Origin of the sequence: Haloterrigena alkaliphila, from assembly GCF_017352155.2 — an archaeon.
In the GTDB taxonomy this organism is placed as follows: Archaea; Halobacteriota; Halobacteria; order Halobacteriales; family Natrialbaceae; genus Haloterrigena; species Haloterrigena alkaliphila.
In genome coordinates this window covers 70,574-96,554 of record NZ_CP071462.1, presented here as the reverse complement: position 1 = coordinate 96,554, position 25,981 = coordinate 70,574, and the positions used below count along the sequence as shown (strand labels likewise).

The window sequence follows — 25,981 nt, the reverse complement described above, 5'->3', positions numbered from 1 at the left end:
CCTTCTTGCCCCTCCTCGAATCAGTACCGCTATGACCGACTTACTCGAGGCCGCCCGCGACGTACAGGACTCCGCCCACGTCCCCTACTCCGAGTACCCCGTCGGCGCCGCCCTCGAGACCGCCGACGGCGACGTGTTCGTCGGCTGTAACCTCGAGAACGCCAACTTCAGCAACAGCCTCCACGCCGAGGAGGTCGCGATCGCCGAAGCCGTCAAGAACGGTCATCGCGACTTCGCTCGGCTCGCTGTCAGTTCCGGCCGCCGCGACGGCGTCACCCCCTGCGGGATGTGTCGCCAGACCCTCGCCGAATTCTGCGACGACGACCTCGTCGTCATCTGCGACGAAGGTGAGGCCGAGGCGCCCAGCGAGTACACGCTCGGCGACCTGCTGCCGAACACGATCACGGAGGAGATGCTCGAGTAGCACTCGAGTCGTCGGGAACGCCCTCCTCGATACCTCTCTAGAACTGGCGTTCGAACTCGACCGGATCGGAGACCGTGTAGTACGGACCGCCGAGACGGCCGACCGTGTCGAGGTTCCGCGAGTCGATCTTTCCGTCGCTCAGGAGGGCCTCGTCGACGTGGACGCGCTGGACGTCGCCGAGGATCATCAGTTTGTCGTGGACCTCGAGGGAATCGTGCAGCGTACACTCCATCGAGACGGGCGCGTCCGCGACCCGCGGCGCGGACACCGTCCGACAGTCGGCGCGTTCGACGCCGGCGAGGTCGAACTCGCTCTCCTCCGGCGGGAGCGACGCCGAGGTGTGATCCATTCGCTCGATCTCCGACTCGGTGACGACGTTGACGACGAACTCGCCCGTCTCGAGGGCGTTTCTCGCCGTATCCTTCAGTTCGCTTCGGTCGCCGTTCGGCGTGTTGAACAGCACCGTCGGTTCGCGCAGCGAGACGTAGTTGTAGGAACTGAACGGCGCGAGGTTGTCGACGCCGTCCTCGCTTCGCGTGCTGATCCAGGCGATCGGTCGCGGCGTGACGACGGTCTTGACGAAGCGAGCGACCTCGTCGCTCGAGCGTTCGTCTGGGTCGAACTCGTGCATTAGGGAGGGTTAGCACGGTCGGACCTATCAGTGCGACGGCTCCCAGCCGCTCGGCGCTCCGACGATGTTCGGCCGCTCGCTGCTCGGACGACGCACCCCTCGACGCTCAGTTCCGTTCGGCGAGCACGTCCCGAAGGATCGTCCGATGACACCGCTTCTTCGCGGTATTCTCGAAACAGACCAGCGCCAGCGATTCGCCGTCTTCGAGTCGCGATTCCAGTTCCTCGAGCGCCGCCTGCGCCTCGTCGGACCCCTCGAGATACTCGCGATACTGCGCCTCGAACCCGACCTCGTCCCACGCGGCGTTGTGGGCGCCCTCCTCGCAGAGCCCCTGCATCTTCATGTCCTCCTCGCGCTGTCGGAACGACTCGAGCAGAGCCGACGGCGGCCCCAGTTCCGGGTGGTTCTCGTCGACGGCGCCGTGGAACCAGGGGGTCGGTTGACGGACGACGCCGACGAGGGTCGTCTCGGTGGGCAACTCTACGAGATCGTGTTGAATCGCGGCGACGTACGTGTCCGCGAGCGTTCCCGCGTCGACGGTCTCGCCGGTCCCGTCCTCGCTCGCACGCTCGCGTTCGTCTGCGTCGGCCATACCCTCGCTACGGCGTCCCTGCAGTTATATACGACGCCGGTGCGAATCGCCGACCCGAATGACCGACGATGCCGACGTGAGCGACAGCGAAGACCCGAACGCCGACGTCCAGTACCACCTCGAGGTCGGCCCCGACGACGTGGCCGACACCGTGCTCCTGCCGGGGAATCCGGAGCGACTCGAGAAGATCGTGGCCCACTGGGACGACCACGAGATCAGGGCCCACCACCGGGAGTACCGGACCGCGACGGGCACCTACGAGGGAACGCCGATCTCGGTCACGTCGACGGGGATCGGCGGGCCCTCGGCCGCGATCGCCGTCGAGGAACTCGCGCGCGTGGACAGTAACACGTTCATCCGGGTGGGTTCCTGCGGCGCGATCCAGCCCGAGATGGACGTGGGCGATCTGGTGATCACCACCGGCGCGGTGCGCCAGGAGGGGACCAGCGACGAGTACGTCCGCGAGGACTACCCCGCCGCGGCCGACTACGAGGTCGTGAGCGCGCTGGTCGCCGCCGCCGAACGCCTCGGCTACGACTACCACACCGGCGTCACGATGAGCGCCGACGCCTTCTACCCGGGGCAGGGACGGCCCGGCTTCGAGGGGTTCGAGGCCGCCGGGGCCGACGAACTGGTCGCGGATCTCAAAGCGGCGAACGTCAAGAACATCGAGATGGAGGCCAGCGCCATCCTCACGCTGGCGAACCTCTACGGCCTGCGCGCCGGGGCGGTCTGTTCAGTCTACGCCAACCGCGAGACCGGCGAGTTCCGGACGGAAGGCGAGTCACGCGCCGCCGAGACCGCGACGCTCGCGACCCACCTTCTCGCCGAGATGGACCGCGTCAAGCGCGAGGCCGGCGCCGATCGGTGGCACGCGGGCCTCTCGCTCGAGGAGTGAGGAAGCCGGATCGACCACACCGCGGCGGTGGGGCGGTCAGTCGGCCTGCGCCTGCTCGCTCTCGTGGAGGCGTCCCATCCGGGCCTCGAGGTCGACTCCCTGCTTCTCGAAGTACCAGACGCGAGCGCGATAGAAGCCGTACCCGAGTGCCATCCAGCCGGCGAGGACGGCGACCATCGCGGGCAGTTGCGTCGAGACCAGCACCCACAGGAACGCCGCCGAGAGGACCGACCCCGCGGCGACGCCCTTCAGCAGCCACGGCGGGAGCTTGAACAGCGAGTACTCGTACCGCTCGGGGAAGACCTTCGGGAGGTTCCACAGCGCCACGCCGGCGACCGCGAGGCCGAACAGGATCGTCAGCGAGAGCGCGACCGAGAGGGTGACGGTCCCCGGCGAGAACGGCGCGACGAGCAGCGGCGGGATGCCCAGCAGGAGGACCGCGACGTACGGCGAGTCGTAGCGGCCGTGGATCTTCGCGATCGCCGCCGGGATGATGTCGTCGCGACCGGCCCGCATCAGTAGCCTCGAGTAGGCGGTGTAGGTCATGTTGATCGACGTGAGCGCGCCCATCGCGGCGGCGGCGAGGACCAGCCCGGTCAGCGGCGCTGGGAAGTGTTGTAGCGAGACCTCCGCGACCGCGGCCTCCATCCCGCCCAGCACTTCGTAGTTCGTCGTCCCGACGAGGACGACGACGAGCCCGATCAGCAGCGACAGCGATACCGCGGCCGACAGCCCCAGTACGCGAGGAATGTTCGCCGCCGGATCCTCCATCTCCTCGCCGAGTTCGACGACGAGGCGGAACCCGCGCAGCGGGAAGTACAGCGAGACGATGGCGACGATGACCTCCCCCGCACCCTCGGGGAACAGGGGCGTGTAGTTGGCCGTCTCGACGACGAACGCCCCGGGGACGATGAACGCGGCCATCCCGAGGACGATGAGCGACACCATCAGGAACTGGACGATGGCGACCATCTTGATCCCGAGCACGTTCAGGACGATGAACGGAATCAGGAGCCCGTATATCAGCGCGAGGTCGGGGATCGACGGTACCAGCGCGATATTGTCGGCGACGAAACCGGCGTACTCGGCGAATCCGAGCCCGATGAACAGCATGCCGGCCCAGACGCCGGGGATCGTGATCCACGGCAACAGGAAGCCCCAGAACGGCCCCACGAGACGAGACGCGTAGACGTAACTCCCCCCGGCGACCGGGATCGCGCTCCCCAGTTGCAACGACATGAGGATCCCGAAGCTCAGCGGGATCAACGCGAGTAACAGCGCGACGATGATCCCCGGTCCCGCATCGCCCGCCAACGGCCCCGGCAGGACGAACGCGCTCACGCCGATGACGTTTCCGATGATCAGTACCGTCGCGCCGACGACGCCGACTTCCGTGTCGATGATTCCGTGTTCTGACATTGTCCTCCAACTGCTGTGGTAGGTAACCTCAATCCCGCCATCTCGTAACAATGTTACGCCTTCTCTCGAGTACTATTACCACATTACGTCTTAACACTCTATCAGCTCGACATTGTTAATTAGTACCATGGGGGAGCACGACGAGGGCCGACCGGTGGCCTCGTTCCGCTGGATTCGGTTACCGCTCGGGATGTCGACATCTCGTTCCTTCGCGCGCTCGAGGAGCTCCGTTCGATGCGAGAACAGAATGAACGATTCGCTCGCTACGTTCCCATCGGAACCGCTCTACTCACGGGCACTGCGTGCCCGTTCGTCGGAGGTTCCGAAGGAACCTCCCTACTCACGGCGCGCAACGCACGCCGTTCGTTCGAGGGATCTTCGATCCCTCGTTACTTGCGGGTCGCTTTGCGACCCGCTCGTTAGCGGTTTCTTCGAAACCGCTCTACTCCCGAATACGAACGATCCCGTCCTCGAACACCTTCCGATTGGGAACGATGTACTCCTCGGCATCGCTCTCGATCTTGGTGACGAACAGATCGACCTCCTGGACGATCCCCGTCTGTTCGCCGATCCGGATCTCGTCGCCGATCCCGTAGGGCTGGTTGAGCAGCAGGTAGATGCCCGCCGCACTCGAGAGGAGGAACTCCTTGAAGGCGACGGTGCCGACGAGGACGATGCCGACGGCGTACACCGTCAACAGGATGAGGAGCGCCACGACGTGAACGCCGATCTGGCCCAGCGCGATGATCAGCGTGACGAAGAGGACGGTGTACTTGACGAGTTTCGGGAGCAGGGAGACCTCGGGGAGCTTGACCCCCCGGAGATACTCGCCGACGATTAGTTCGGCCTTGTCGGCGATGATGAAACCGATGATGAGCACGAGGACGGCGATGAACAGCTGCGGGATGAAGCCGGTGACGCGGAGCCAGAACGCCTGCGTGTCGAGCAACTGCGCGATGTGGATCGCCGTCAGCACGGCGATCCCGTAGATGAACCACGAACTCAGTCGGGCGACGATTTCGACGGTCGACGTTCCGATCGACTGGGCCGTTCGCTCGAACGGGGTCCCCTCGACGGCGTCCGGGACGCCGGAGGCCTGCAGGAGTTCCTCGTTGAGCCGCCCGACCAGGTAGCCCACGACGAGCCCGAGGGCCAGTACCGCCGCCGCTATCACGGCTGGCTCGTCGACGAGCGTCTGCCACTCTACCATATCAGTACGCCTCCGGATCGACCTCCAGAATGATCTCGCCGGCTTTGAACGCCCGGACGAGACCGTCGCTCTCCGAGAGCACGATCGTGATCGCGTTGGTGTCGCGCGTGATCGCACCCCCGGCCATGTGCCGCGCCCCCAGCCCCTTCGGAATGTCGACGCCCTCCGCAGAGGGCTCGAGGTAGCGGTACGCCGAGACGATCTTGCCCGCGTCGGAGATGATGAACGCGCCGTCGAGCCGCGAGAACTCCTTGAGCATCACGTTCACGATCGGGTCGCCGACGTGGACGTGAGACTTCTCGAAGGGGTTGTAGGAGAGCGGGCGGGACTTGTTCATCACCTTGCCCGCGTCGCCGACGACGAACAGCGCGCCGACGGGCTTGCCCTTCTGGCCCTTCTTGCCGAGCTCGATCGCGAGTTCGAGAACCGCCTTGATCACTTCCGGCTCAGCGCGGGACTTGACGAACAGGTCGTAGATGCCCGTGTGGGACTCGGCGTCGGCACGGACCCGGGAAATCGTGTCGGTCCCGTCGCCGAACATGCTCGTCGCACACACCAGATCGTCGCCGTCGTCGATCACGTCCTGTTCGAGCGCCCCCTCGAGTCCGAAGCGGATCCGTTCTTTGACGTCGTCGAACGCCAGCGGTAGCTCGACGAACGTCTCGGCGCCGACGGTGTCTTCCGTCCCGACGACGATGACGTCGAGGTCCTCGACGTCCGCGAACCGTTCGTAGTACGAGCCGCTCGGGGAGAAGAGAAGAACGGCATCGACACTCGAAAAGAGATCACCGAACACGTCGTCTAATCCGGCCATTGGTCATACAAGTTGTTCGCGCGCGAATAAGCGTTATGGACCGTCTGACGCTCGTCTGTCGTTTCTCTCGTGAACCGAGCGAACGCACGGATTTCGCGGACCGGTGATTCGTGGCCGCAATACCGGCTGGAATCCGGCGTAACATCCGATCTCGTGGCCGTTCGCTGATGTGGCTCGGGGCTCGAGCGTCGTGGTCGCGCGGGACCGGATTCGAACAACGCGAAGACGTGCTCGCTCCCGTTGGTCGCTGCGCGCGCCTTCTCTCGTTCGAATCCTTGTCGCGATGCTTCTCCTCGCGTAATTGCTCGGAGAAGCATGCGCGGGACCGGATTCGAACCGGCGGACCCCTACGGGACAGCGTCCTAAGCGCTGCGCCGTTGGCCTAGCTTGGCTACCCGCGCGCATCCCTCATTTCCAACGAATCGAGTAAGAACCTGTCGGTCCGTTAGCGCTGTTTCACTGGCTCCTCGGGCGACCACTCCGGCGGTACGATGAACGTCACGTGTTCCGAATCCCGAAGCTGATGGAGTTCCGCCGCTTGTTCGGCCAGCGATCGATTCCGATACGGCATCTCGAGGCCGCAACCGGTACAGACGAGCTTGCAGGTTGGCTCTTTCATAGACGGGACGCTTGTGGACCGAGCCCTGACGAGCGTCTATATGCTAGTCGGCGACACGGGTGGTTTAGTAGTCGTATCCTAGTGAAATCGGACGCGAATACCCGGTATACCTACTCGTTCGTATCTGAACGTTGCCCGACGTAGCACCGGATTGAGCGGGATATTACGCACGTACACCGTTCTCGAACGATAGTTATATGCGTCATCTGACACGTATCGCCACAGTTTTATCCGTATCGCGTCGTATCCCGTTGTATGCACAGCGCCCGGGACCGAATCGAATACGAACCGTGGCTCGAGGAACTCGAGCAGGTCGCCGATCGACTCGAGCTATCGACCGAGGCGCGGTCGTGTGCGGTGGACCTCTTTCTGGCCGACGTTCCCGACGACGACCGGTCGAAGCGGGCCGTTCTGGCGGCCAGCGTCTACGCCGGATCGCTCGTCGCCGGGGACGGTCGAACCCAGGGGACGGTCGCCGACGCCGCGGACGTCTCGCGGCTCTCGATCCAGTCCCGGTGGAAGGACCTGCTCGAGTCGGCCGGTCTCGAACCGCCGCAGTGGTAATTCGAGCGGGCCGACTACTTCGATCGTTTCACGACCGCAGTCCGGAACTGTCTCGGCGTAAGTGTACGATACCACGACTGAATGTGATGTGGTAACGGGCCACAGTCAGTGGCCGACACGTTCGCGTCGACGAATTCAACTGGTCGACGACTCGTCGTCTCCATCGACGACGTTCCCGTGCTCGTCGATCTCGCCGTGGACGATTCGGGTACTCGAGATGATGTCACCGTCCTCGGCGAGGACGTGGGGAACGACGACGACCTCGAGCGGGTCGTGGCCGCGCTCGCGACGGATCTCGTTGATCCGCTGGCCGCCGTCGCGGGTCTCCGGCGAGACGACGAGATAGTCGAACTGCGGTTCGGTCGCGATTCCGGTCGGCTCCTCGAGACGCCGGACCTCGAACTCGCGGTCGTGATCGGCCGCGAACGGCTCGAGTTCGGCCTCGAGGGCCGCTTTGCGCTCGTCGAACGATCTGACGCGGCGTTCGACGTGGCGCGTCTTCGGCGCGAGTTCGTCGCTCGTCAGTCCCACAGTCACGTCCCCGAGTTCGAACGCCCGTTCGAACAGCCGACGATGGCCATCGTGGACGGGGTCGAACGTCCCACCAAGCGCGACGTCCATACCCCATCCCACTTGGGCGGAGCGTATAAAACGGTCGAATCCGGGGATCGATCGCCGGCGAGGACGGCCCGAATGGGCCCGTGTATTCGACGACTGTCGAAAGTCCCCTTCGCATTGTTTTTAGTACTCCCCTGCAGTGTCCCCAATATGGGATTAGATGAGGACGCACTGGAGTACCACCGGATCGATCCACCCGGAAAGATAGAAATCTCGACCACGAAACCGACGAATACGCAGCGGGACCTCTCGCTCGCGTATTCGCCCGGTGTCGCCGCACCGTGTACCGAGATCGACGAGAATCCGGACGACGCCTACACCTACACGGCGAAGGGGAACCTCGTCGGCGTCGTCTCGAACGGCTCGGCCGTGCTCGGTCTGGGCGACATCGGCGCGCAGGCCTCCAAGCCCGTCATGGAAGGGAAAGGCGTTCTGTTCAAGCGCTTCGCGGATATCGACGTCTTCGACATCGAACTCGACGAGGCCGACCCCGACAAGATCGTCGAGGCCGTCAAGATGATGGAACCGACCTTCGGCGGCGTCAACTTGGAGGACATCAAGGCCCCCGAGTGTTTCACCGTCGAAGAACGACTACGGGAGGAGATCGACATCCCGGTCTTCCACGACGACCAGCACGGCACCGCCATCATCTCCGGCGCGGCGCTGCTCAACGCCGCCGACATCGCCGGCAAGGACCTCGAGGACCTGGAGATCGCGTTCTCGGGCGCCGGCGCGAGCGCGATCGCGACCGCCCGCTTCTACGTCTCGCTGGGCTGCAAGAAGGAGAACATCACCATGTGCGACTCCTCGGGGATCATCACCGAGGAGCGCGCGAAACGCGGCGACGTCAACGAGTACAAACAGCAGTTCGCCCGCGACGTCCCCGAGGGCGACCTCGAGGACGCCATGGAGGGGGCCGACGTCTTCGTCGGCCTCTCGATCGGCGGCATCGTCTCCCAGGAGATGATCCAGTCGATGGCGTCGGATCCGATCGTCTTCGCGATGGCCAACCCCGACCCCGAGATCGGCTACGAAGAGGCCAAGGACGCCCGCGACGACACCGTCATCATGGCCACGGGCCGCTCGGACTACCCGAATCAGGTCAACAACGTGCTCGGCTTCCCCTTCATCTTCCGCGGCGCGCTCGACGTGCGCGCGACCGAGATCAACGAGGAGATGAAGGTCGCCTGCGCCGAGGCGCTCTCCGAACTCGCCCGCCAGGACGTCCCCGACGCGGTTGTCAAAGCCTACGGCGACGAACCGATCCAGTACGGCCCGGACTACATCATTCCCAAGCCGGTCGACCCTCGCGTGCTCTTCCGCGTCGCGCCCTCGATCGCCGAGGCCGCGATGGAGTCGGGCGCCGCCCGCACCGAGATCGACTTGGACGAGTACGAGGAGGAACTCGAGGCCCGCCTCGGTAAGTCCCGAGAGATGATGCGCGTCGTCCTCAACAAGGCCAAGAGCGATCCAAAGACGGTCGCGCTCGCCGAAGGGGAGAACGAGAAGATGATCCGCGCGGCCTACCAGATCCAGGAACAGGGCATCGCCCTGCCGGTGCTGATCGGCGACGAGAGCGATATCCGCCAGACCGCGGCGAATCTGGGGTTGGACTTCGATCCGCAGGTCGCGGACCCCTCCGTCGGCGACTACGAGGACTACGCCGACCGCCTCCACGAACTCCGGTCGCGGAAGGGAATCACGCGGAGCGAGGCCGGCGAACTAATCGAGCGGGACTCGAACTACTTCGGCAGCGTGATGGTCGAGCAGGGCGACGCCGACGCGCTCCTGTCCGGGCTCTCCCACCACTACCCCTCGGCGCTGCGACCGCCGCTGCAGGTGATCGGCACCGACGAGGACGTCGACTACGCCGCGGGCGTCTACCTGCTCACCTTCAAGAACCGCGTGATCTTCGTGGCCGACGCGACGGTCAACCAGGACCCCGACGAGGAGGTCCTCGCCGAGGTCACCAAACAGACGGGCAAACTCGCTCGCCGGTTCAACGTCGAGCCTCGCGCCGCCTTGCTGTCGTACTCGAACTTCGGCAGCGTCGACAACGAGGGCACGCGCAAGCCGCGTAACGCCGCCAGAATGTTGCAGAACGACCCCGAGGTCGACTTCCCCGTCGACGGCGAGATGCAGGCCGACACCGCCGTCGTCGAGGACATCCTCGAGGGAACCTACGGCTTCTCCGACCTCGAGGAGCCCGCGAACGTGCTCGTCTTCCCGAACCTCGAGTCGGGCAACATCGGCTACAAGCTGCTCCAGCGACTCGGCGGCGCCGACGCCATCGGGCCGATGCTGGTCGGGATGGACGAGCCGGTCCACGTCCTCCAGCGAGGCGACGAGGTCAAGGACATCGTCAACCTGGCCGGCGTGGCCGTCGTCGACGCCCAGCAGGAGTGACGAGGACGCGTGCGCGACGGTAGCGACGCTCCTCGAGTCAGCAGACGCCGGCTGCTCGCGGCCACCGGCACCGTCGGCGCCGTCGGCGTCGGCCTCGCGGGTTGTCCCGACCGTGTCTCTCGGCGGATACCGGACTGCGGTCCAGTCGCCGACGCAGCGACGGCTGCGAACGGCTACGTGCCGCTCCCGGCCGACGACGACATCTCGATGTTCCGGCGCGGCCTGCGGCGGTACGGCTACTACCCCGAGGCGACCGTCCCCGAGTCGGTCCGGGTCGACTGGTCGACCCCGGTCAATCGCATCGGGCACACCGCGGCCAAGTCGACGCCGCGGCCGACGCCCGCCGGCGAGACCGTTCTGATCGCCGGCGACACCGGGGTCATCCACGCGTTCACGCCGGACGGTGAGCGCCGCTGGCGCCTCGAGACGGAAGCCTCGCGGAGCCTCGGCTTCCACGGGACGCCGGCGATCGTGGGCGACACCGCCTACATCGGTGGCTACGACGGCGGCCTCTACGCCGTCGACGTTCCCGCCGGTGAGTTAATCTGGGCGACGCGTCCCCGCCAGTTCGACGGCGCCATCGCCATCGGCTCGAGTCCGGCCTACGTCGACGGCACCCTCTACCTCCTCGCGGAATACAGCGACCCCGACAGCGGCGCGCTGTGGGAGGTCGACGCCGCGACCGGCGCGCCGACCTGGAGCGACGACCGCCTCTGGGGGATGCCCCACCCCTCGCCCGCGATCGACTGCGAGGCGGGGCGACTCGTCACCGGGTCGAACGACGGCGTCGTCTACTGCTGGGAGTTCCCCTCCCTCGAGTTCGCCTGGTCGTTTCAGGCGGGCGGCGAGGGCGGCCCCGACGGCGAGTCGAAGGCTGGCGGCGCGTTCCGACTCGGCGCCCAGATCAAGGGGACGATTCCCGTCTACGACGGCGCGGCGTTCGTCGGCTCCTGGGACGACCGGTTCTACCGCCTCGACCTCGCCGACGGCACCGAGGAGTGGTCGTTCGAGACCGGCGGCATCGTCATGTCGAACCCGGCGATCGACCCCGACGAGGGCGTGGTCTACGTGGGCAGCGACGACGACACCGTGTACGCGCTCGACGCGACGACCGGCGAGGAACGGTGGTCGGCCGACGTCGGCGGCAACGTCATCGGATCGATCACGGCAACCGCCGACACGATCCTCGTCGGCTCCTACGACGCGCACCTGTACGCCCTCGAGAAGGACACCGGCGAGCGGCGGTGGCGCGTCGAGAATCGCGGACACGTGACCAGCGGGGCGATTCCCCGGGAGGACCGCATCTACTACGCCGAGCGCGGCGTCTTCTCGAACCACTGGGACGACGATGAGGAGACCGTACTCGAGGAACCCGGCCGCGCCTACTGTCTGGTTCCCGACGAGTGAACCGGCGAGAGGTGTGCGGTCCCCGATCGATTCTCGACCAACGACGGACCGCATCTCGTTGCATATAAATACGCGCCGGGACTGGATGCGTGTATGCAAGACCAGGGACGCTCCACGCGCAAGCGAACCGGTGGCCGACTGAAGAACGTCCGCAAACGCCGCAAGGACGAACTGGGTCGACTCCCGACGGAGACGCAGGTCGGCGAGCCCCGATTCCGGACCGTCGACGTCCGCGGGAACGACTCGAAGACCCGCGCGCTCGCGACGAACGTCGCCAGCGTCAACGACGGCGGCGAGACGATCTCCGCCGATATCGAGGACGTCGTCGAGAACGACGCCAACCCCAACTACGTGCGCCGAAACATCATCACGAAGGGCGCCGTCATCGAAACCTCGGAGGGCCGCGCGCGCGTCACCTCCCGTCCCGGCCAGACCGGTCAGGTCAACGCCGTTCTCCTCGACTGAATCGCGACCGCTCCTGCTTCCTTCGTCTCCCCCGGGAGACGACGCCGTTCGCCCGGACTCGAGCGACGCCGATCCGAGGACGCTGCCAGTCCTCGATCAGACGTCGCCGATCTCCGCGTTCCAGACCGGCGTCTGCGGCGCCTCGAGTCGCTCGATCTCCCCGTCGGTGAGTTCGACCTCGAGCGCACCGACGGTCCCCTCGAGGTGGTCGATCGTTCGCGGGCCGACGATGGGGGCGTCGACGAGATCCTTGTGGAGCAACCACGAAAGCGAGAGTTGCGCCGGAGTGAGGCCCTTCTCGTCGGCGAGGTCGCGGACGACCTCGAGGACGTCCCAGTTCTCCTCGGTGAACCGCTTCTCCATGAACTCGTCCGACGCGGCCCGACCGTCTTCCGGGTCCTCGCCTCGCTCGTACTTGCCCGTCAGGAAGCCGCCGGCCAGCGGCGACCACGGGAGGACGCCGATCCCCTGATCCGCACAGAGGGGGAGGACGTTGGCCTCCTCGTGGCGGTCGACGAGGTTGTACTCGCACTGCATCGAAACGAACCGTTCGCGATTGTCGACGTCGGCCCGCGAGAGCGCCTTCATGAACTTCCAGGCGGGCATCGTGCTGGCGCCGATATAGCGAACTTTGCCCGCCTCGATCAGTGCGTCGAGCGCCGAGAGCGTTTCGTCGATCGGCGTCTCGTCGTCCCAGCGGTGGATCTGGTACAGGTCGACGTAGTCGAGGCCGAGTCGCTCGAGGCTCGCCTCGGCCTGCTCGAGGACGTGCTTGCGGGAGAGCCCCTGTCCGTTCGGGCCGTCGTGCATCGGACCGTAGACCTTCGTCGCGACGGCCAGTTCCGATCGATCGCGGTCCGCGTCGGCGAGCGCCTCGCCGAGGATCTCCTCGCTCTCGCCCTGCGAATAGATGTTCGCCGTGTCGAAGAACGTGATTCCGAGGTCGAGCGCCCGGTGGATCACGGCGCGGGCCTGCTCGCGGTCGTGGACCATCCAGGGCTGGTCGGTTCCGAAGTTCATACAGCCGAGACAGAGCCGGGACACCTCGAGTCCCGTCTCGCCGAGGTGGGTGTACTCCATGCCGTCGTCGTACACCGCGTCGCGGGAAAATCCTCGTTCGTCGTCGCGAGTACTGTCTCGAACGCCGATGCGTTGCTCGCGGAGCCGCGACGCCGCTCGGATCAGGGACGAGGGGCGGCCTTCTGCAGCGCCGTCTCGGCGATGTTGCCGCCGTAGTCTGCGCTTCGAGAGAGCGAGTCGACGATCAGCCCCAGCGACTGGGCCTGCACGGGCTCGAGTTCGCGGAGCATGTCGTCGATCGTCCGGGTGTGCTCGTCGATTTCGAGGATGGCCTCGCGGGCGGCGTGGCCGAGATCGGTCGCCTCGTCGGGGTCCCCGGCGAACAGCGCGTCCATCGACTTCTCGATGACGTCCGAGACGTCCGCGTGAAGGTCGACGAGCGCCTCGGCCACGCCCTCGGGGATCTCCTCGAGTTTGAGCGCGAGGTTGCTGATCTTGGCCGCGTGGTCGGCGACCCGTTCGAGCTGGCGGGCGCTGGAGTGGTAGTCGAAACAGTCCTCCCGCGGGACGCCGAGTTCCTCCGCGGCGCGGGGCGAGCGAAGCGTCGCCCGGAAGATCCGCGAGACGACCAGCCAGAGGCGGTCGACGTCGTCGTCGCGCTCGATGACGTCCTGGGCGATGTCGTCGTCGTTCTCGACGAGCGCCGTGACGGCGTCCTCGAGCATCGAGCGGGCGATCAGCCGCATCCGCGAGACGGCGTTGACGATCGAGAGCTCAGAGGAGTCCAGTAAGTCCTGAATGACGACGCTGTCGTTCGTCTCGGAGAGGACTTCGACGCCGACGAGGCTCTGGGTCGCCGACCGGATCGCGCTGCGCTGATCGGTCGTGATGCGCGCGGCCTCGAGTCTGATGATGTCGAAGCCGCTGACGTACATCGTCATCACGGCCCGGGTGAGTCGGTCGCCCTCGAGATCCGAGATGTCGAGCGTCCCTTCCTGTCGATCCGTCTCGTCTCGGGGTGTCAACAGGAGCGAATCTTTTTCGGGGTAGAACTCGACCGTCGTCCCGGCGCTGACGCCGTTGTCGGTCGCCCAGGATTTCGGGATCGAGACGGTGTACGTCGACCCGCCCGTCACCTGCACTTTTCGCGTCTCCATACGGAGCGGTTTCGGCCGTGTACTGATAAATCCATCTTCCTCTATAGAGCCGGCAACGAGCGTGATACCGGGCCAGTACTGCTACTATCGCCGATTATCGAGGGTTCGCGTACGACGGTGGCCACGAGTGCGGGTGGCGAGTAGACGCCTATGTAGATCGGGGCAGTGACTACGTACTGGCTGCACCGCTCGTTGACGCGATGGAGTGGCGTCGCATCGACGAGGTGCTCGACTGACTCGCGGGCGCGGTATCGGTCTCGTCGACCCACCCTCCACAACAGGTAACTGCGTGAGCACCAAGGTTCAACTACTCCAGCATGACCGCAAACGGACCCCAAACAGTCTCGACGTCCGGTTCCAGCGATGGCTCGACCGACGTCGGGATGACCGACGACCCGCCGCTCGGTTCCCCGCGCGTCGACGATCCCGTCATTATGTCGCGGGATCTCGACGTCTACTACGGTGACGATCAGGCGCTCCACGGGATCGACATGGACATCCCCGAGCGGCAGGTGACCGCCCTGATCGGGCCGTCGGGCTGCGGGAAGTCGACGTTCCTGCGGTCGATCAACCGGATGAACGACCTCATCGACATCGCCCGCGTCGAGGGCGACCTCTACTTCCGCGGGAAGAACGTCTACGACGAGGACGTCGATCCCGTCGCCCTGCGCCGGAAGATCGGCATGGTCTTCCAGACGCCCAATCCGTTCCCGAAGTCGATCCGGGACAACGTCGCCTACGGGCTGAAGGTTCAGGGCAAAGACGACGACGTCGACGAGCAGATTCACAAAGCCCTCGAGCGCGCGGCGCTGCTCGAGGAAGTCGAGGACCAGCTGGACTCGAGCGGGCTGGACCTCTCGGGGGGCCAGCAACAGCGTCTCTGTATCGCGCGAGCGATCGCTCCCGATCCGGAGGTCATTCTGATGGACGAGCCGGCCTCGGCGCTCGACCCGATCGCGACCTCGAAGATCGAGGACCTGATCGAGGACTTAGCCGAGGAGTACACGGTCGTCATCGTCACACACAACATGCAACAAGCCGCGCGCATCTCCGACAAGACCGCCGTCTTCCTCACCGGCGGCCACCTCGTGGAGTTCGACGATACGAACGAACTCTTCGAGAACCCCGAAAGCGACCGCGTCGAGGACTACATCACCGGAAAATTCGGCTGACGACCCGCTGAGCGACGATCGAGGGGCCTCCTGGACGGCCCCGACGAGGGGTAGGGGTTCGTCTATATATGTTCGGTCAGCCACTGGGGAAAGACGGGCCCCTCGGACGCAGTCACGGTCGATCCGAACCCGTGTCGTGCCAAGGGTTGGCATATGTATGAGTACAACGCCTCGGTATCCGTATCAGTTCCCGACCTGACAGTCGCGGCAAACAGTACATACTGCTATATAGCAATCATAGTAGTATACTTATCTACAGTGTGGCTTCGATCAGGTGATGTCGAGAGATTCAACGGCGTCGCTGTCGACCGGCTCCGGTCGGCGTGATTTTCTCGCCGCGGCAAGCGTCGTCCTCTCGGGCAGCCTCGCCGGCTGTAGCGGCGTGTTCGCCGCGGAGGACGACCAGGTAAACGTCGCGGGGAGCAGCACGGTCTTCCCCGTGACCGAGGCGATCAGTTCCGCCTTTTCCGAGGAGAATCCGACCGTCAACGTCTCGCTCAGTAAGACCGGGACCGGCGGCGGATTCGGGAACTTCTTCTGTGCGGGACGGACCGACGTCAACAACGCGAGTCGGGAGATCGCCGACGCCGAGGTCGAACAGTGCGGGAACAACGGGATCACGCCCCTCGAGTTCCCGATCGCGACGGACGCGTTGACCGTCGTCGTCAATCCGAACGCCGACTGGATCGACTGCCTCACCGTCGAACAGCTCCAGGAGATCTGGCGCGCCGACGGCGCCCAGAACTGGAGCGATATCAACGAGGAGTGGCCCGACCAGGAGTTCGAACTGTACGGCGCCGCCACGACCTCGGGGACGTTCGATTACTTCAACGAGGCGGTCCTCGGCGAGGAGTTCAACCACACGAGCGAGTACTACGCGACCGAGCGCGACCGCACGATCGTCCAGGGCGTCCAGGGGTCGGAGGCCGCGATGGGCTACTTCGGATTCGCCTACTACAGCGAGAACCCGGACTCGATCAAGGCGGTCGCGATCGACGACGGCGACGGGTGCGTCGAACCGTCGACCGAGACGGCCAAGTCGGGCGAGTACACGCCCCTCTCCCGGCCGCTGTTCATCTACATTGCCAAGGAGTCGCTCACGGAACCGGCCGTCCGTGACTTCGCTCGCTTCTACATGGAACGGGCCGCGACCGACCTCGTCTCCGAGGTCGGCTACGTCCCGATCACCGAGGAGCAACGCGACGAGAACCTCGAGAAACTCGAGGCCGCGATCGAGGAGGTGACCGAATGAGCCAACCGGACTTCTCCCACGACGGAATCCGCACCGCGCGCGGCAGGGCGTTCCGCTACCTCTTCATGCTGTGTGCGCTCCTGTCGATTCTGACGACCGTCGCCATTTTGCTGACGCTGCTCGTCGACGCAATCGACTTCTTCGCGCAGGTCTCGTTCGTCGAGTTCCTCACGGGCACGCGGTGGAGCCCGACGAACGATCCGGTCGCGTTCGGCGTCTTGCCGCTGATCTCGGGAACGTTGATCATCACCGTCGGCGCGGCGCTGGTCGCGCTCCCGATCGGCCTGCTGACCGCGATCTATCTCAGCGAGTACGCCTCCGAGCGCCGGCGGGCCTACCTGAAACCGGCGCTCGAGGTGCTGGCGGGCGTGCCGACGGTCGTCTACGGCTACTTCGCGCTCGTCTACGTCACGCCGGCGCTAGATACGGTTCTGCCGGTCGAGTTGACGACGTTCAACGCGCTCTCGGCGTCGATCATGGTCGGGATCATGATCATCCCGATGGTCTCCTCGATCAGCGAGGACGCGATGAGCGCCGTTCCCGACTCGCTGCGTCAGGCCAGTTACGGCCTCGGCGCGACGAAGTTCACCGTTTCGACGTCCGTCGTCGTCCCGGCGGCGCTGTCGGGGATCTTCTCCTCCTTTATCCTCGCGCTCTCGCGAGCGATCGGCGAGACGATGATCGTCGCCATCGCCGCGGGACAGACGCCGCGACTGATCGACGTGACCGATCCCGCCGGGCTGTTCACGAACTCGATCCAGACGATGACCGCCGCGATGGTCCAGATCGGGACGGGCGACCTCGTCGGTCAGGGGGCCGCCTACAAGAGCCTCTTCGCGGTCGGACTGACCCTGTTCGTCATCACGTTCGTCATGAATCTCATCAGTGAACTCGTCGCGTCGCGCTACCGGGAGGTGTACCGCTGATGGCCGCCGATACGCCCGACGCAGCCGCCGACTCCGGGTTCGGTCGGGTCAGCCGAACGAAAGACGTCGCCTTCCGCCTGCTCGCGCTGGCGGCGACGCTCGTGGGGATCGTTTCGCTCGCGGTCCTGCTGGCGAACGTCGCCGTCGACTCGATCGGCTGGCTCGACTGGCAGTTCCTCACGAGCCCGCCCCATCCGAACCCGTACGAGGCCGGGTTCCTGCCCGCGCTGATCGGCTCCATCGCGATCATGCTGCTGATCGCGCTGATCACGTTCCCGCTCGGCGTCGGCGCGGCGGTCTACCTCGAGGAGTACGCCAGCGACGGCTACCTCACGAAGTTCATCCAACTCAACATCGCCAACCTGGCGGGGGTTCCCTCGGTCGTCTACGGACTGCTGGGACTGGGGCTGTTCGTCAGCCTCCTGAACCTCGGCTACGGGACGGTGTTCGTCGCGGCGTTCACCGTCGCCCTGCTGATCCTGCCGATCGTGATCATCTCGGCCCAGGAGGCGATCCGGGCGGTTCCCGACTCGCAGCGCCAGGCCTCCTACGGGATGGGCGCGACGAAGTGGCAGACGATCCGGAACGTCGTCCTGCCGCGGGCGATGCCCGGGATCATGACCGGAACGATCCTCGCGCTCGGCCGCGCGATCGGTGAAACGGCGCCGCTGATCATGATCGCCGCGCCGACGACCGTCTTCGGGGTCCCCAACAGCCTCTTCAGCAAGGTCAGCGCGATGCCCCTGCAGATCTACAACTGGGCGTCCTACCCCGAAACCGAGTTCCAGTACGGCGTCGTCGCCGCCGGCGTCGTCACGCTGCTCGTCGTCTTGCTCACGATCAACTCCATCGCGATCATCATCCGCAACCGATACCAACAGCGCACGTAACCATGTCGAACGATCAGCTCACGTCCACGGAGACGGAATCGACCGACGACCAACCGGCCCCGACGCCGGGAACCGACAGCCTCACCGACAGCGTCGACCCCGACGAGGGGGCGACGCCGACGGCGGAGCGGACCATCCTCGAGGCCCGGGATCTGAGCGTCTACTACGGCGAGGAGCAAGCCCTCGACGGCGTCGACATCGAGATTCCCGAAAAGCAGGTCACGGCGGTCATCGGGCCGTCGGGCTGCGGGAAATCGACGTTCCTCCGGTGTATCAACCGGATGAACGATCTCGTCGACGCGGCACGCGTCGAGGGCGAACTGCTGTTCGACGGGAAGAACGTCTACGACGAGGACGTCGACCCCGTCGCCCTGCGGCGGAAGATCGGGATGGTCTTCCAGTCGCCCAACCCGTTCCCGAAGTCGATCCGAGACAACGTCGCCTACGGGCTGAAGGTTCAGGGCAAAGACGAGAACGTCGACGAGCAGGTCCGCAAGGCCCTCGAGCGCGCGGCGCTGCTCGAGGAAGTCGAGGATCAACTCGACTCGAGCGGGCTGGACCTCTCGGGTGGCCAGCAACAGCGGTTGTGTATCGCGCGGGCGATCGCGCCGGACCCGGACGTGATCCTCATGGACGAGCCGGCATCGGCGCTGGACCCGGTCGCGACCTCGAAGATCGAGGACCTGATCGAGGATCTGGCTGAAGAGTACACGGTCGTCATCGTCACCCACAACATGCAACAGGCCGCGCGTATCTCCGACAAGACCGCCGTCTTCCTCACCGGCGGCGAACTCGTCGAGTTCGACGACACCGACAAGATCTTCGAGAACCCCGAACACGACCGCGTCGAGGACTACATCACCGGCAAGTTCGGATAACGGTTCCGTCGGCCCGCTGACCCGGGATCGCGTTCGCCTCGATCGGTGCGTCTACACGCGAACGGTCCGCACGCCTCCCGGGAGACGGTTCGTCTCACCGCGCATCACGAAGGAACAATTCTACTCAAACAAAACGCTAATCACGATCGCACGAGCTTTCACCACTATGGCCAGGAAATCCTACCAGGAGAAACTCGCGGAGCTCCGCGAGGACCTCCTCTACATGAGCGAAGTCGTCATGGAGCGATTACGAATGGGACTCGACGCCCTCGAGCAGAAAGACGACGAACTCGCCCGCGAGGTGATCGAGGGCGACGGCGAGATCAACCGGATGTACCTCGATCTGGAACAGGACTGCATCGACTTGCTCGCCCTCCAGCAACCCGTCGCGAGCGACCTCCGGTTCATCGCCGCCTCGTTCAAGATCATCACCGACCTCGAACGAATCGCCGACCTCGCGGTCAACCTCGGCGAGTACACCCTCGAGGCCGAGGAGAACCTCTTCCCCGACGTCGACGTCCAGGAGATGGGCGAGTTGACCCTCGATATGATCGAGGACGCGATGTTGGCCTACGACGAGGAAGACACCGAGTCCTGTCGGGAACTCGCCGCTCGCGACGACAACCTCGACCAGTTCGCCGAGCGAGCCAGCGAGATCGTCGTTCGGGACCTGATCGAGCGCGAACTCGACTCGGCCGACAACATCGAACTGCTGCTCCAGGACGTCTCCCGACTCCTGTTGACGATTCGGGACCTCGAGCGCGTCGGTGATCACGCGGTCAACATCGCGGCGCGGACGCTGTACATGGTCGAGAACGACGACGAACTGATCTACTGACTGGCGTGGCTCCGGGGCGGGTTCGGTCTCCGCGATCGCACCGTCACTCTACGGGAACGAGTTCGACCCGTCCCGTCGTATCGACCCTGACGTCCCGTTCTGCGTAGCGAAAGCTGACCGAGCCGTCCGATCGCTGGGTCGTCCTCGTGGCTTCGAACAGCGAGTCCAGAGCCGCGGGATCGATCACGTCGTACAGCGGTCCGAACGCGTCGGCGACGGCCATCGGATCGTCCGCGTCCGACTGCGCGGTGATCGCGTCGATCACCGCTTCGCTCGGTGACTGGTCGGGGTCGGCCTGGTAGACGAATCGGTCCGTCGGGGCGAGCGAATCGGATCCGGTTTCTCGTGCTGTCATCGTCAGCACAACGCCGCGACGGGGTGAAAGCTCCCGCATTGGCGCTCCAATCCTTTAAATGGGGTCGTCGGCCAGGGTGTGGCGAAGCAGGGTCGCCTGTCCGCGGCGCAGGCGGGCCGACAGCGCCTGATCCGAGATGTCGAGTTCCGCGGCGACGTCCGAAAGCGTCGCGTCTCGGGGGACCTCGAAGTAGCCGTCCTCGAGCGCGGCCAGCAGGGCCTCCCGCTGGCTGTCCGTGACGCCGTACGGGTCGACGTCCGGCTCCTGCTCCCGGTAGATCCGCCGGAGTCGAACGCCGACGCCCTTCTCGAGACAGCGCTGGCGATACGTGAACAGGGCGTCGCGGGAGGGGACCCGCGCCCTGACGACCGCCTCGTCGACCAGGTCGATATCGAGGAACGCGATGTCGAGTTCGGCGGCGATCGGATACGTGAGTTTGTCGGCCGCCGCGTCGGTCAGGGCGACGCTGTAGAGCGTTCGATCCGGGGCGTCGTCGAGAGCGGTGTACTCCGCGATGGTCGGATCCGCCGCCAGTGCCGACTCGAACGGTCCGAACTCCTCGTCGATCGCCCAGAACAGCAGCTTCGCGGTGCCCGATTCGATGCCGTACAGCTCTTCGAGCCTGAGCTCGCCGATCGCGTCCGCCGCGTGGCGGAGGATCGGCGTCCGCAGTTCGAACTCGACGATCAGAGACACTGCTCGTGGTTACGATACGGGCTCGAGAACGATGGTTCTTCGCACGCGTCGCTCAGTTGTCGTATCGAACGCGCTCGAGCCGGTTCTCCCCCGCTCTCAGTTCCGCGGCGGGACGCCGGTCAACAACTGGCCGACGTCGTCGATGTTTCGCGTCTGGACGAGCAACTCCGCCGCTTCCCGGATCGTGAACGCGGCCTCGAGGGCGACGCCGTGACAGCGCGCGTAACACTCGAACCAGCGGTTCATCGCGTTCTCGAGGGCCGCGAGTTCGGCCGGCGAGAACGGGACCAGCCGCCCGCCCGTGCGGGCCTCGACGTAGAGCCAGACGGCCCGTCCCGCGCCCTCGCGGAGGTAGCTCGCGGCGTCGGTAGCGTCGGCCTCGAGCGCCGCTCGCTCCCGTTCTGCGCGTCGCTCGAGGGCGGCGATCCGGGGACCGTAGCGGCTCACGGCTATCCCTCGCGGTACTCGACCCCCTTGCCGCCCCGCGGGTGGGTCCACTCGGTGTCGGCCACGATGGCGCAGGTGCCACACTCGATGCAGGGCTGGGTGTCGAGGCTGACGAGCGTCTCCTCGGAGCCGTTCGTCTGCACGCGCTCCGTGCGGTAACAGCCGCCGCCGAAGTCCTCGGCGCTGACCGGACAGGCGGCCACCGCGGCGCCGCTGGCTTCGGCCGACTCGTCGAGGAGTTCGATGTGGGGGTTGCCGACGTCCGTGTCGTAGGTGAGGTCGCCGATCCGTTCCTCGAGAGAGGGGGTCTCGATATCGTTCTCCCAGCGGATGGTCCGGCCGTGTTCTGCCCCGATGATCGACGGGAGCGTGACGTAGCCGGTGCTCGTATCCGGGAGCATCGACACGAGGAACGGCGAGTTGTACGCCCGCTCGAGGAGGCGCTCGGCGATCGGGTTGCCGACCGCGAGCGAACCGATCCGCGACTCGAGGACCCGCTCGAGCGCGTTCGTCACGTCGTCGCGCTCGCCGACGGAGCGGGTCAGTTCGTACCGTCGGGGTCGCAGTTTCTCCATCGTGCCCGACTTCTCGAGCATCTCGGAGTACCGCCGCCCGGCGGCCTCGGGGTCGGTGTTGCCGCGGCTGACGACGAAGGCGTCGGCGGCGAGCGCACCGGCGGTGACCGCGTGGTTCATCCCCTTGATGATCGGACCCTGAGCTTGCATCTGACCGGCGGCGTCGCCGACGAGGACTAACCGATCGCGGTAGGGCTCCTCGTGTGCGACCTTCTTGGAGTCGGGGACGAGTTTCGCGGCGTACTCCCGCTCGCGGTAGTCGTCCCGGAGCCACTGGGCGAGCAGCGGATGCGTGAGCAGGGCGTCGAGCAACTCGTGGGGCTCGGCCCCCTGCTCGACGAGGCTGTCGAGGTGGAAGACGGTCCCGATCGACAGCGAGTCCTCGTTCGTGTAGAGGAACCCCCCGCCGCGGACGTCCTCGAAGAGGTCGCCAGAGAACAGGTGGGCGGCGCCCTCCTCCGGGCCGATATCGAATCGATCGTCGATGGCGTCCGGCTCCATGTCGACGACGGCTTTGACGCCCTGGAACCACTCGTCGGGCTCCTCCCAGTCCATCAGGCCCGCCTCGCGGGCGAGTTCGGAGTTGACGCCGTCGGCGGCGACGATCAGGTCCGCTTCGATGGGGTCGAGTTCGTCGCAGGTGACCCCGACGATCTCGCCGTTTTCACGGAGCAGGCCGTCCACGTGAACGTTCGTCAGTACGCCGCCGCCCGTCGCGCTGGTCTTCTCGTGGACGCGCTCCTCGAGCCACGAGTCCATCTTCCGGCGGAGCACGGCGTCGCACCAGTCCGTGTCGTGCTCGTGGAGGTCGACCAGGTCGAACGTCTTGACCTTCTCGCCCGCCACGTTGTGGATGTAGTAGTCCGTGACGGGCCGTTCCGCCGCCTCCTCCCGGAAGCCGTCGAACAGGTCGTCGAGCGTGTACGGCGCGGACTCCTCGGCGTAGACGAGGCCGCCCGAGACGTTCTTCGAACCCGACTCCATCCCCCGCTCGAGGACGAGCGTCTCGACGCCGTGATCGGCCAGTCGCGCGGCGGCCGCGGCCCCGCCGGGCCCGCAGCCGACGACGACGGCCTCGTACCGTTCGCGCTCAGTCATCGTCCTCACCTCCGCTGCCGTCGGCGACGGCTTCGGGCTCGAGCTGGAGCTCCCCCGATTCGACCGCGCTCGTCAGCCGCGGCACCACCTCGAACAGGTCGCCCTCGACGAAGTAATCCGAGAAGTCCCGAATGCGGGCGTCGGTGTCGGTGTTGATCGCGACGATGGTGTCGGACTCGTCCATGCCGACCTTGTGCTGGACGGCGCCCGACACGCCGGCGGCGATGTAGAGATCGGGGGCCACGACCTGCCCGGTCTCGCCGATCTGGCGCTCCTCCTTCGAGTACCGTTCGACGTGGCCCTCGAACTGGTAGGAGGAGGTGACGATCCCCCGCGTGATGCCGAGTTCGGCGTCCTCGAAGGCGTCGACGAGGTCGAGGCCCAGTTCCATCCCCTCGGTGGGGTCGTCGGCGATCCCGCGGCCGAGACAGACGATCACATCGTGGCCGGTGAGGTCGATCCCGGCCTCGAGGCGGTCGTGCTCGGTGATCTCGACGCGGAACCAGTCCTCGTCGAGTTCGATATCGTGCTCGATCACCAGTCCCTCCCGATCGTCGTCCCGCTCGATCGGGTCGAAGCTCCCGGGGATGATCGACGCCCCCTGCGGGTGGAACTCCCGGCCGGGGTTGTCGAGACAGAGGATCGTCGAGTACTCGAAGCCCGAGAAGTCCGGCCGCTTCATGTGCAGGACCTTCTCGAAGATCTTCTTGACGCCGGGTTCGCCGGTCTTGACCGGGTTCGAGACCTCGTTCTCCTCGATGAACAGGTCCGAGCAGTCCGAGGCCAGTCCGGAGTCGAGTTCCGCCTGCACCTTCGCCGAGAGGTCCCGGCCGTTGTCCGTCGCCGGGAACAGGACGTACCGGGGCTTGTCGTAGTCGCGCCAGTCGGTGCTCTCGACGGTCCCCTCGCCGCGGGCCATGTGGGCCGTGATCTCGGCGTAGGGCTTGTGGAGGAACCGCTCGAGGCGCTCGTCGTCGTGGTAGACCGCCACGTCGGCGCCGTAGGCGATACACTCCTCGGCGAGCCCCTCGCAGTCGTCGCCCATCAGGAACGCGACCACCCGCTCCTCGTCGCCGTAATCCTCTGCGAACTGATCCATCAGCCGCCGCGCCTTCCCGAGCATCTCCCGGGAGACCTCGAGCAACTCGCCGCCCTGCGTCTCGCAGAACACCCACATGTCCTCGTAGTGGCCGTCCTCGAGTCCGCGAACGTGTTTCTTGTCGCGGGTGGGATGTGAGAGGCCGTCGTCCGCCTCGGCGTCGGTCTCGTCCGGTTCGGTGTCATCGTCCGCGACCTCGTCGACGTCCTCGCCCTCCGCTTCCTCGCCGACGGTTTCCTTCGTCTCCTCGTACTCGCCTTCGGTCTCGGTTCCCTCCTCGACGCCGTCGCTCTCGCCCGTCTCGTCGGCGTCGGCTTCGCCGATCGCCTCGAGTCGCCGGTGGACCGCCTCCCGGGCCGTCTGTCGGTCCCGGCCGGCCTGCTCGGCCTCGAGGATCGCCCGCAGTTCGTCCGCGTCGTCGATCGTCTCGAGTTCGTCGGTCAGTTCGTCGACCGTGTGCTCGCTGGGATCCACGTCGGTCATCTCAATCACCCGCCTCCGCCGCGAACGGTTGCATTTCCTCGAGCACCTCGCTCATCGCGTCCTCGTCGCCGGGATCGACCATCGTCGCCTCCCGCTCGGAGGGCGCCTTGGGAATCGGATCGACCGACGAGACGATCGTGGGCGATCCGTCGAGGCCGATGTAGTCGGGGTCGAGGTTCAGATCCACCTGGCTCCACGTCGTCAGGTGCTCGTCGTGGTCGGCCGCCCGTTCCTCCGTCTCCGCCCGGAGCCGTTTCCGCGTCAGTCGGTGGGAGGCCTTCCGGTAGGTGGGCTCGAACTCGGGATCGGTGACGACGAAACAGGGAAGGGGCGCTTCAACGGTCTCGATCTCGTCGACGTCGCCTTCGACGAGTCGCTTCGCCCGCAGAATCCGCTCGTCGGGGTCGATGTCCAGTGCGATGACGTGGGTGACGATCGGCCAGTCCAGCGCCCACGCGGTCTGGGGGCCCGTCTGGCCGGTCTCGCCGTCGGCGGATTTGAACCCGGCGAAGACGATGTCGACGTCGCCGACCTCCTCCTGGTACTTCTCGAGACCGGCGCTGAGCGTGATCGCCGTCGCCCACGTGTCCGAGGCGGCGAGTTCCCGATCCGAGAGCAGGTAGCTGTCGTCGGTGTACACCGCCTCCATGGCCTCCTTCAGGACGTCGGCGTAACCCGGCGGCCCCATACTTATCCCGCTGACGTGCCCGCCGTGGCGAACCTTCGTCTGCAGCGCCGCCTCGACGGCGAACTTGTCGTTGGGATTCATCACCGTCGGCGTCTTCCCGCGCTCGAGGTGGCCGTCCTCGTCGAACGAGACGGCCCCCTCCGAGAAGTCCGGGACGCCTTTCGTCAGAACGATCGATCGCATGGATCCCTCCGTGACAAGTGTGTGGTGTTATCTCGCATGCCTGCGTTTCTCTAACGCAATTATCAGTATTAAGAATGGGGGTAAAAATCGCCCTGGGAAATCGACTGATACTGTCGCTGACGCTGTAGGATCCGATCGAGCGCGAACGGGTCGACGG

General features: G+C 65.8%; 27 protein-coding genes and 1 tRNA gene. 12 read left to right on the top strand and 16 right to left on the bottom strand.

Going from position 1 to position 25,981, the window contains the following annotated elements:
- The first annotated feature begins 31 nt into the window (after positions 1-31).
- Positions 32-424, top strand: a complete 393-nt coding sequence (gene cdd, locus J0X25_RS19265; protein ID WP_207289069.1) for a cytidine deaminase — start codon at positions 32-34, stop codon at positions 422-424.
- A gap of 37 nt (positions 425-461) precedes the next feature.
- Here the strand turns inward: cdd and J0X25_RS19260 are convergent, their stop codons facing one another.
- A complete protein-coding gene (locus tag J0X25_RS19260) occupies positions 462-1,055 on the bottom strand; it encodes a flavin reductase family protein (RefSeq protein WP_207289068.1) in 594 nt (197 codons plus the stop codon).
- 106 nt (positions 1,056-1,161) lie between these two features.
- Positions 1,162-1,647: a DUF488 domain-containing protein gene (locus J0X25_RS19255; RefSeq protein WP_207289067.1), complete on the bottom strand. Its 486-nt coding sequence runs from the start codon at positions 1,645-1,647 to the stop codon at positions 1,162-1,164.
- A 58-nt stretch (positions 1,648-1,705) separates the two neighbouring features.
- Between J0X25_RS19255 and J0X25_RS19250 the strand changes: the two genes are divergently transcribed.
- Positions 1,706-2,545: a nucleoside phosphorylase gene (locus J0X25_RS19250; RefSeq protein WP_207289066.1), complete on the top strand. Its 840-nt coding sequence runs from the start codon at positions 1,706-1,708 to the stop codon at positions 2,543-2,545.
- A 36-nt stretch (positions 2,546-2,581) separates the two neighbouring features.
- Here the strand turns inward: J0X25_RS19250 and J0X25_RS19245 are convergent, their stop codons facing one another.
- The 5 genes from J0X25_RS19245 to J0X25_RS19225 form a co-directional block, all read right to left on the bottom strand.
- Positions 2,582-3,964, bottom strand: a complete 1,383-nt coding sequence (locus J0X25_RS19245; protein ID WP_207289065.1) for an APC family permease — start codon at positions 3,962-3,964, stop codon at positions 2,582-2,584.
- A 442-nt stretch (positions 3,965-4,406) separates the two neighbouring features.
- Positions 4,407-5,174 (bottom strand): mechanosensitive ion channel family protein, encoded by a 768-nt coding sequence (locus J0X25_RS19240; protein WP_207289064.1) that lies wholly within the window; start codon positions 5,172-5,174, stop codon positions 4,407-4,409.
- A 1-nt stretch (position 5,175) separates the two neighbouring features.
- The gene (dacZ, locus tag J0X25_RS19235) at positions 5,176-5,988 is read right to left on the bottom strand and encodes a diadenylate cyclase DacZ (protein WP_207289063.1); all 813 of its coding nucleotides are present in this window, start codon (positions 5,986-5,988) and stop codon (positions 5,176-5,178) included.
- Between the two features lie 316 nt (positions 5,989-6,304).
- Positions 6,305-6,389: transfer RNA gene (locus J0X25_RS19230), tRNA-Leu, on the bottom strand.
- A 44-nt stretch (positions 6,390-6,433) separates the two neighbouring features.
- A complete protein-coding gene (locus J0X25_RS19225; protein ID WP_207289062.1) occupies positions 6,434-6,607 on the bottom strand; it encodes a hypothetical protein in 174 nt (57 codons plus the stop codon).
- A 255-nt stretch (positions 6,608-6,862) separates the two neighbouring features.
- On the opposite strand from J0X25_RS19225, the gene J0X25_RS19220 reads away from it, so the two are divergent.
- Complete coding sequence (locus J0X25_RS19220; protein WP_207289061.1) at positions 6,863-7,171, top strand: transcription initiation factor IIB family protein; 309 nt, start codon at positions 6,863-6,865, stop codon at positions 7,169-7,171.
- Positions 7,172-7,306: 135 nt separating this feature from the next.
- Here J0X25_RS19220 and J0X25_RS19215 read toward each other — a convergent pair whose 3' ends face one another.
- A complete protein-coding gene (locus tag J0X25_RS19215) occupies positions 7,307-7,792 on the bottom strand; it encodes a phosphopantetheine adenylyltransferase (RefSeq protein ID WP_207289060.1) in 486 nt (161 codons plus the stop codon).
- A gap of 147 nt (positions 7,793-7,939) precedes the next feature.
- Between J0X25_RS19215 and J0X25_RS19210 the strand changes: the two genes are divergently transcribed.
- The 3 genes from J0X25_RS19210 to J0X25_RS19200 all read left to right on the top strand — a co-directional run bounded on the left by J0X25_RS19210 (position 7,940) and on the right by J0X25_RS19200 (position 12,067).
- Positions 7,940-10,195, top strand: a complete 2,256-nt coding sequence (locus tag J0X25_RS19210) for an NADP-dependent malic enzyme (RefSeq protein WP_207289059.1) — start codon at positions 7,940-7,942, stop codon at positions 10,193-10,195.
- A gap of 9 nt (positions 10,196-10,204) precedes the next feature.
- Positions 10,205-11,602, top strand: coding sequence for an outer membrane protein assembly factor BamB family protein (locus J0X25_RS19205; protein WP_207289058.1), 1,398 nt, complete (start codon positions 10,205-10,207; stop codon positions 11,600-11,602).
- A gap of 93 nt (positions 11,603-11,695) precedes the next feature.
- Positions 11,696-12,067, top strand: a complete 372-nt coding sequence (locus tag J0X25_RS19200; protein ID WP_207289057.1) for a 30S ribosomal protein S8e — start codon at positions 11,696-11,698, stop codon at positions 12,065-12,067.
- A 96-nt stretch (positions 12,068-12,163) separates the two neighbouring features.
- Here J0X25_RS19200 and J0X25_RS19195 read toward each other — a convergent pair whose 3' ends face one another.
- Both J0X25_RS19195 and J0X25_RS19190 read right to left on the bottom strand, forming a co-directional pair.
- Entirely contained in the window at positions 12,164-13,147 is a 984-nt protein-coding gene (locus J0X25_RS19195; RefSeq protein WP_207289056.1) for an aldo/keto reductase, read from the bottom strand.
- A 101-nt stretch (positions 13,148-13,248) separates the two neighbouring features.
- Positions 13,249-14,244 carry a phosphate uptake regulator PhoU gene (locus tag J0X25_RS19190; RefSeq protein ID WP_207289055.1) on the bottom strand — a complete coding sequence of 332 codons (996 nt, stop codon included), beginning with the start codon at positions 14,242-14,244 and terminating at the stop codon, positions 13,249-13,251.
- A 317-nt stretch (positions 14,245-14,561) separates the two neighbouring features.
- On the opposite strand from J0X25_RS19190, the gene pstB (J0X25_RS19185) reads away from it, so the two are divergent.
- From pstB (J0X25_RS19185) to phoU, 6 genes are all read left to right on the top strand, one after another.
- Complete coding sequence (gene pstB / locus J0X25_RS19185; RefSeq protein ID WP_207289054.1) at positions 14,562-15,416, top strand: phosphate ABC transporter ATP-binding protein PstB; 855 nt, start codon at positions 14,562-14,564, stop codon at positions 15,414-15,416.
- Between the two features lie 277 nt (positions 15,417-15,693).
- Positions 15,694-16,668, top strand: coding sequence for a PstS family phosphate ABC transporter substrate-binding protein (locus J0X25_RS19180; RefSeq protein ID WP_207289053.1), 975 nt, complete (start codon positions 15,694-15,696; stop codon positions 16,666-16,668).
- Positions 16,665-17,594, top strand: coding sequence for a phosphate ABC transporter permease subunit PstC (gene pstC, locus J0X25_RS19175; protein WP_207289052.1), 930 nt, complete (start codon positions 16,665-16,667; stop codon positions 17,592-17,594). The genes J0X25_RS19180 and pstC overlap by 4 nt, the downstream gene beginning before the upstream one ends.
- Positions 17,594-18,484 (top strand): phosphate ABC transporter permease PstA, encoded by an 891-nt coding sequence (pstA, locus tag J0X25_RS19170; protein WP_207289051.1) that lies wholly within the window; start codon positions 17,594-17,596, stop codon positions 18,482-18,484. Before pstC ends, pstA begins: the two co-directional genes overlap by 1 nt.
- A 2-nt stretch (positions 18,485-18,486) precedes the next feature.
- The gene (pstB, locus tag J0X25_RS19165; protein WP_207289050.1) at positions 18,487-19,362 is read left to right on the top strand and encodes a phosphate ABC transporter ATP-binding protein PstB; all 876 of its coding nucleotides are present in this window, start codon (positions 18,487-18,489) and stop codon (positions 19,360-19,362) included.
- Positions 19,363-19,528: 166 nt separating this feature from the next.
- Positions 19,529-20,200: a phosphate signaling complex protein PhoU gene (phoU, locus tag J0X25_RS19160; RefSeq protein WP_207289049.1), complete on the top strand. Its 672-nt coding sequence runs from the start codon at positions 19,529-19,531 to the stop codon at positions 20,198-20,200.
- 43 nt (positions 20,201-20,243) lie between these two features.
- Here the strand turns inward: phoU and J0X25_RS19155 are convergent, their stop codons facing one another.
- The 6 genes from J0X25_RS19155 to J0X25_RS19130 form a co-directional block, all read right to left on the bottom strand.
- On the bottom strand, positions 20,244-20,555 hold the full coding sequence (locus J0X25_RS19155) for a HalOD1 output domain-containing protein (RefSeq protein WP_207289048.1): 312 nt from the start codon (positions 20,553-20,555) through the stop codon (positions 20,244-20,246).
- A 54-nt stretch (positions 20,556-20,609) separates the two neighbouring features.
- Positions 20,610-21,251, bottom strand: a complete 642-nt coding sequence (locus J0X25_RS19150) for a helix-turn-helix domain-containing protein (RefSeq protein ID WP_207289047.1) — start codon at positions 21,249-21,251, stop codon at positions 20,610-20,612.
- A gap of 96 nt (positions 21,252-21,347) precedes the next feature.
- Positions 21,348-21,698 (bottom strand): DUF8055 family protein, encoded by a 351-nt coding sequence (locus tag J0X25_RS19145; protein WP_207289046.1) that lies wholly within the window; start codon positions 21,696-21,698, stop codon positions 21,348-21,350.
- A gap of 2 nt (positions 21,699-21,700) precedes the next feature.
- Positions 21,701-23,371 (bottom strand): FAD-dependent monooxygenase, encoded by a 1,671-nt coding sequence (locus J0X25_RS19140; protein WP_207289045.1) that lies wholly within the window; start codon positions 23,369-23,371, stop codon positions 21,701-21,703.
- The gene (locus J0X25_RS19135) at positions 23,364-24,953 is read right to left on the bottom strand and encodes an electron transfer flavoprotein subunit alpha/FixB family protein (protein ID WP_207289044.1); all 1,590 of its coding nucleotides are present in this window, start codon (positions 24,951-24,953) and stop codon (positions 23,364-23,366) included. The genes J0X25_RS19140 and J0X25_RS19135 overlap by 8 nt, the downstream gene beginning before the upstream one ends.
- Before the next feature lies 1 nt (position 24,954).
- Positions 24,955-25,824 carry an electron transfer flavoprotein subunit beta/FixA family protein gene (locus tag J0X25_RS19130; protein ID WP_207289043.1) on the bottom strand — a complete coding sequence of 290 codons (870 nt, stop codon included), beginning with the start codon at positions 25,822-25,824 and terminating at the stop codon, positions 24,955-24,957.
- Positions 25,825-25,981: the final 157 nt, after the last annotated feature.

What these genes read in the sequence shown, in the direction of transcription:
- cdd (WP_207289069.1), top strand. Translation starts at nt 32, where the DNA reads ATGACCGACTTACTCGAGGCCGCCCGCGACGTACAGGACTCCGCCCAC.
- J0X25_RS19260 (WP_207289068.1), bottom strand. Translation starts at nt 1,055, where the DNA reads ATGCACGAGTTCGACCCAGACGAACGCTCGAGCGACGAGGTCGCTCGC.
- J0X25_RS19255 (WP_207289067.1), bottom strand. Translation starts at nt 1,647, where the DNA reads ATGGCCGACGCAGACGAACGCGAGCGTGCGAGCGAGGACGGGACCGGC.
- J0X25_RS19250 (WP_207289066.1), top strand. Translation starts at nt 1,706, where the DNA reads ATGACCGACGATGCCGACGTGAGCGACAGCGAAGACCCGAACGCCGAC.
- J0X25_RS19245 (WP_207289065.1), bottom strand. Translation starts at nt 3,964, where the DNA reads ATGTCAGAACACGGAATCATCGACACGGAAGTCGGCGTCGTCGGCGCG.
- J0X25_RS19240 (WP_207289064.1), bottom strand. Translation starts at nt 5,174, where the DNA reads ATGGTAGAGTGGCAGACGCTCGTCGACGAGCCAGCCGTGATAGCGGCG.
- dacZ (WP_207289063.1), bottom strand. Translation starts at nt 5,988, where the DNA reads ATGGCCGGATTAGACGACGTGTTCGGTGATCTCTTTTCGAGTGTCGAT.
- J0X25_RS19225 (WP_207289062.1), bottom strand. Translation starts at nt 6,607, where the DNA reads ATGAAAGAGCCAACCTGCAAGCTCGTCTGTACCGGTTGCGGCCTCGAG.
- J0X25_RS19220 (WP_207289061.1), top strand. Translation starts at nt 6,863, where the DNA reads ATGCACAGCGCCCGGGACCGAATCGAATACGAACCGTGGCTCGAGGAA.
- J0X25_RS19215 (WP_207289060.1), bottom strand. Translation starts at nt 7,792, where the DNA reads ATGGACGTCGCGCTTGGTGGGACGTTCGACCCCGTCCACGATGGCCAT.
- J0X25_RS19210 (WP_207289059.1), top strand. Translation starts at nt 7,940, where the DNA reads ATGGGATTAGATGAGGACGCACTGGAGTACCACCGGATCGATCCACCC.
- J0X25_RS19200 (WP_207289057.1), top strand. Translation starts at nt 11,696, where the DNA reads ATGCAAGACCAGGGACGCTCCACGCGCAAGCGAACCGGTGGCCGACTG.
- J0X25_RS19195 (WP_207289056.1), bottom strand. Translation starts at nt 13,147, where the DNA reads ATGGAGTACACCCACCTCGGCGAGACGGGACTCGAGGTGTCCCGGCTC.
- J0X25_RS19190 (WP_207289055.1), bottom strand. Translation starts at nt 14,244, where the DNA reads ATGGAGACGCGAAAAGTGCAGGTGACGGGCGGGTCGACGTACACCGTC.
- pstB (WP_207289054.1), top strand. Translation starts at nt 14,562, where the DNA reads ATGACCGCAAACGGACCCCAAACAGTCTCGACGTCCGGTTCCAGCGAT.
- J0X25_RS19180 (WP_207289053.1), top strand. Translation starts at nt 15,694, where the DNA reads ATGTCGAGAGATTCAACGGCGTCGCTGTCGACCGGCTCCGGTCGGCGT.
- pstC (WP_207289052.1), top strand. Translation starts at nt 16,665, where the DNA reads ATGAGCCAACCGGACTTCTCCCACGACGGAATCCGCACCGCGCGCGGC.
- pstA (WP_207289051.1), top strand. Translation starts at nt 17,594, where the DNA reads ATGGCCGCCGATACGCCCGACGCAGCCGCCGACTCCGGGTTCGGTCGG.
- pstB (WP_207289050.1), top strand. Translation starts at nt 18,487, where the DNA reads ATGTCGAACGATCAGCTCACGTCCACGGAGACGGAATCGACCGACGAC.
- phoU (WP_207289049.1), top strand. Translation starts at nt 19,529, where the DNA reads ATGGCCAGGAAATCCTACCAGGAGAAACTCGCGGAGCTCCGCGAGGAC.
- J0X25_RS19155 (WP_207289048.1), bottom strand. Translation starts at nt 20,555, where the DNA reads ATGACAGCACGAGAAACCGGATCCGATTCGCTCGCCCCGACGGACCGA.
- J0X25_RS19140 (WP_207289045.1), bottom strand. Translation starts at nt 23,371, where the DNA reads ATGACTGAGCGCGAACGGTACGAGGCCGTCGTCGTCGGCTGCGGGCCC.
- J0X25_RS19135 (WP_207289044.1), bottom strand. Translation starts at nt 24,953, where the DNA reads ATGACCGACGTGGATCCCAGCGAGCACACGGTCGACGAACTGACCGAC.
- J0X25_RS19130 (WP_207289043.1), bottom strand. Translation starts at nt 25,824, where the DNA reads ATGCGATCGATCGTTCTGACGAAAGGCGTCCCGGACTTCTCGGAGGGG.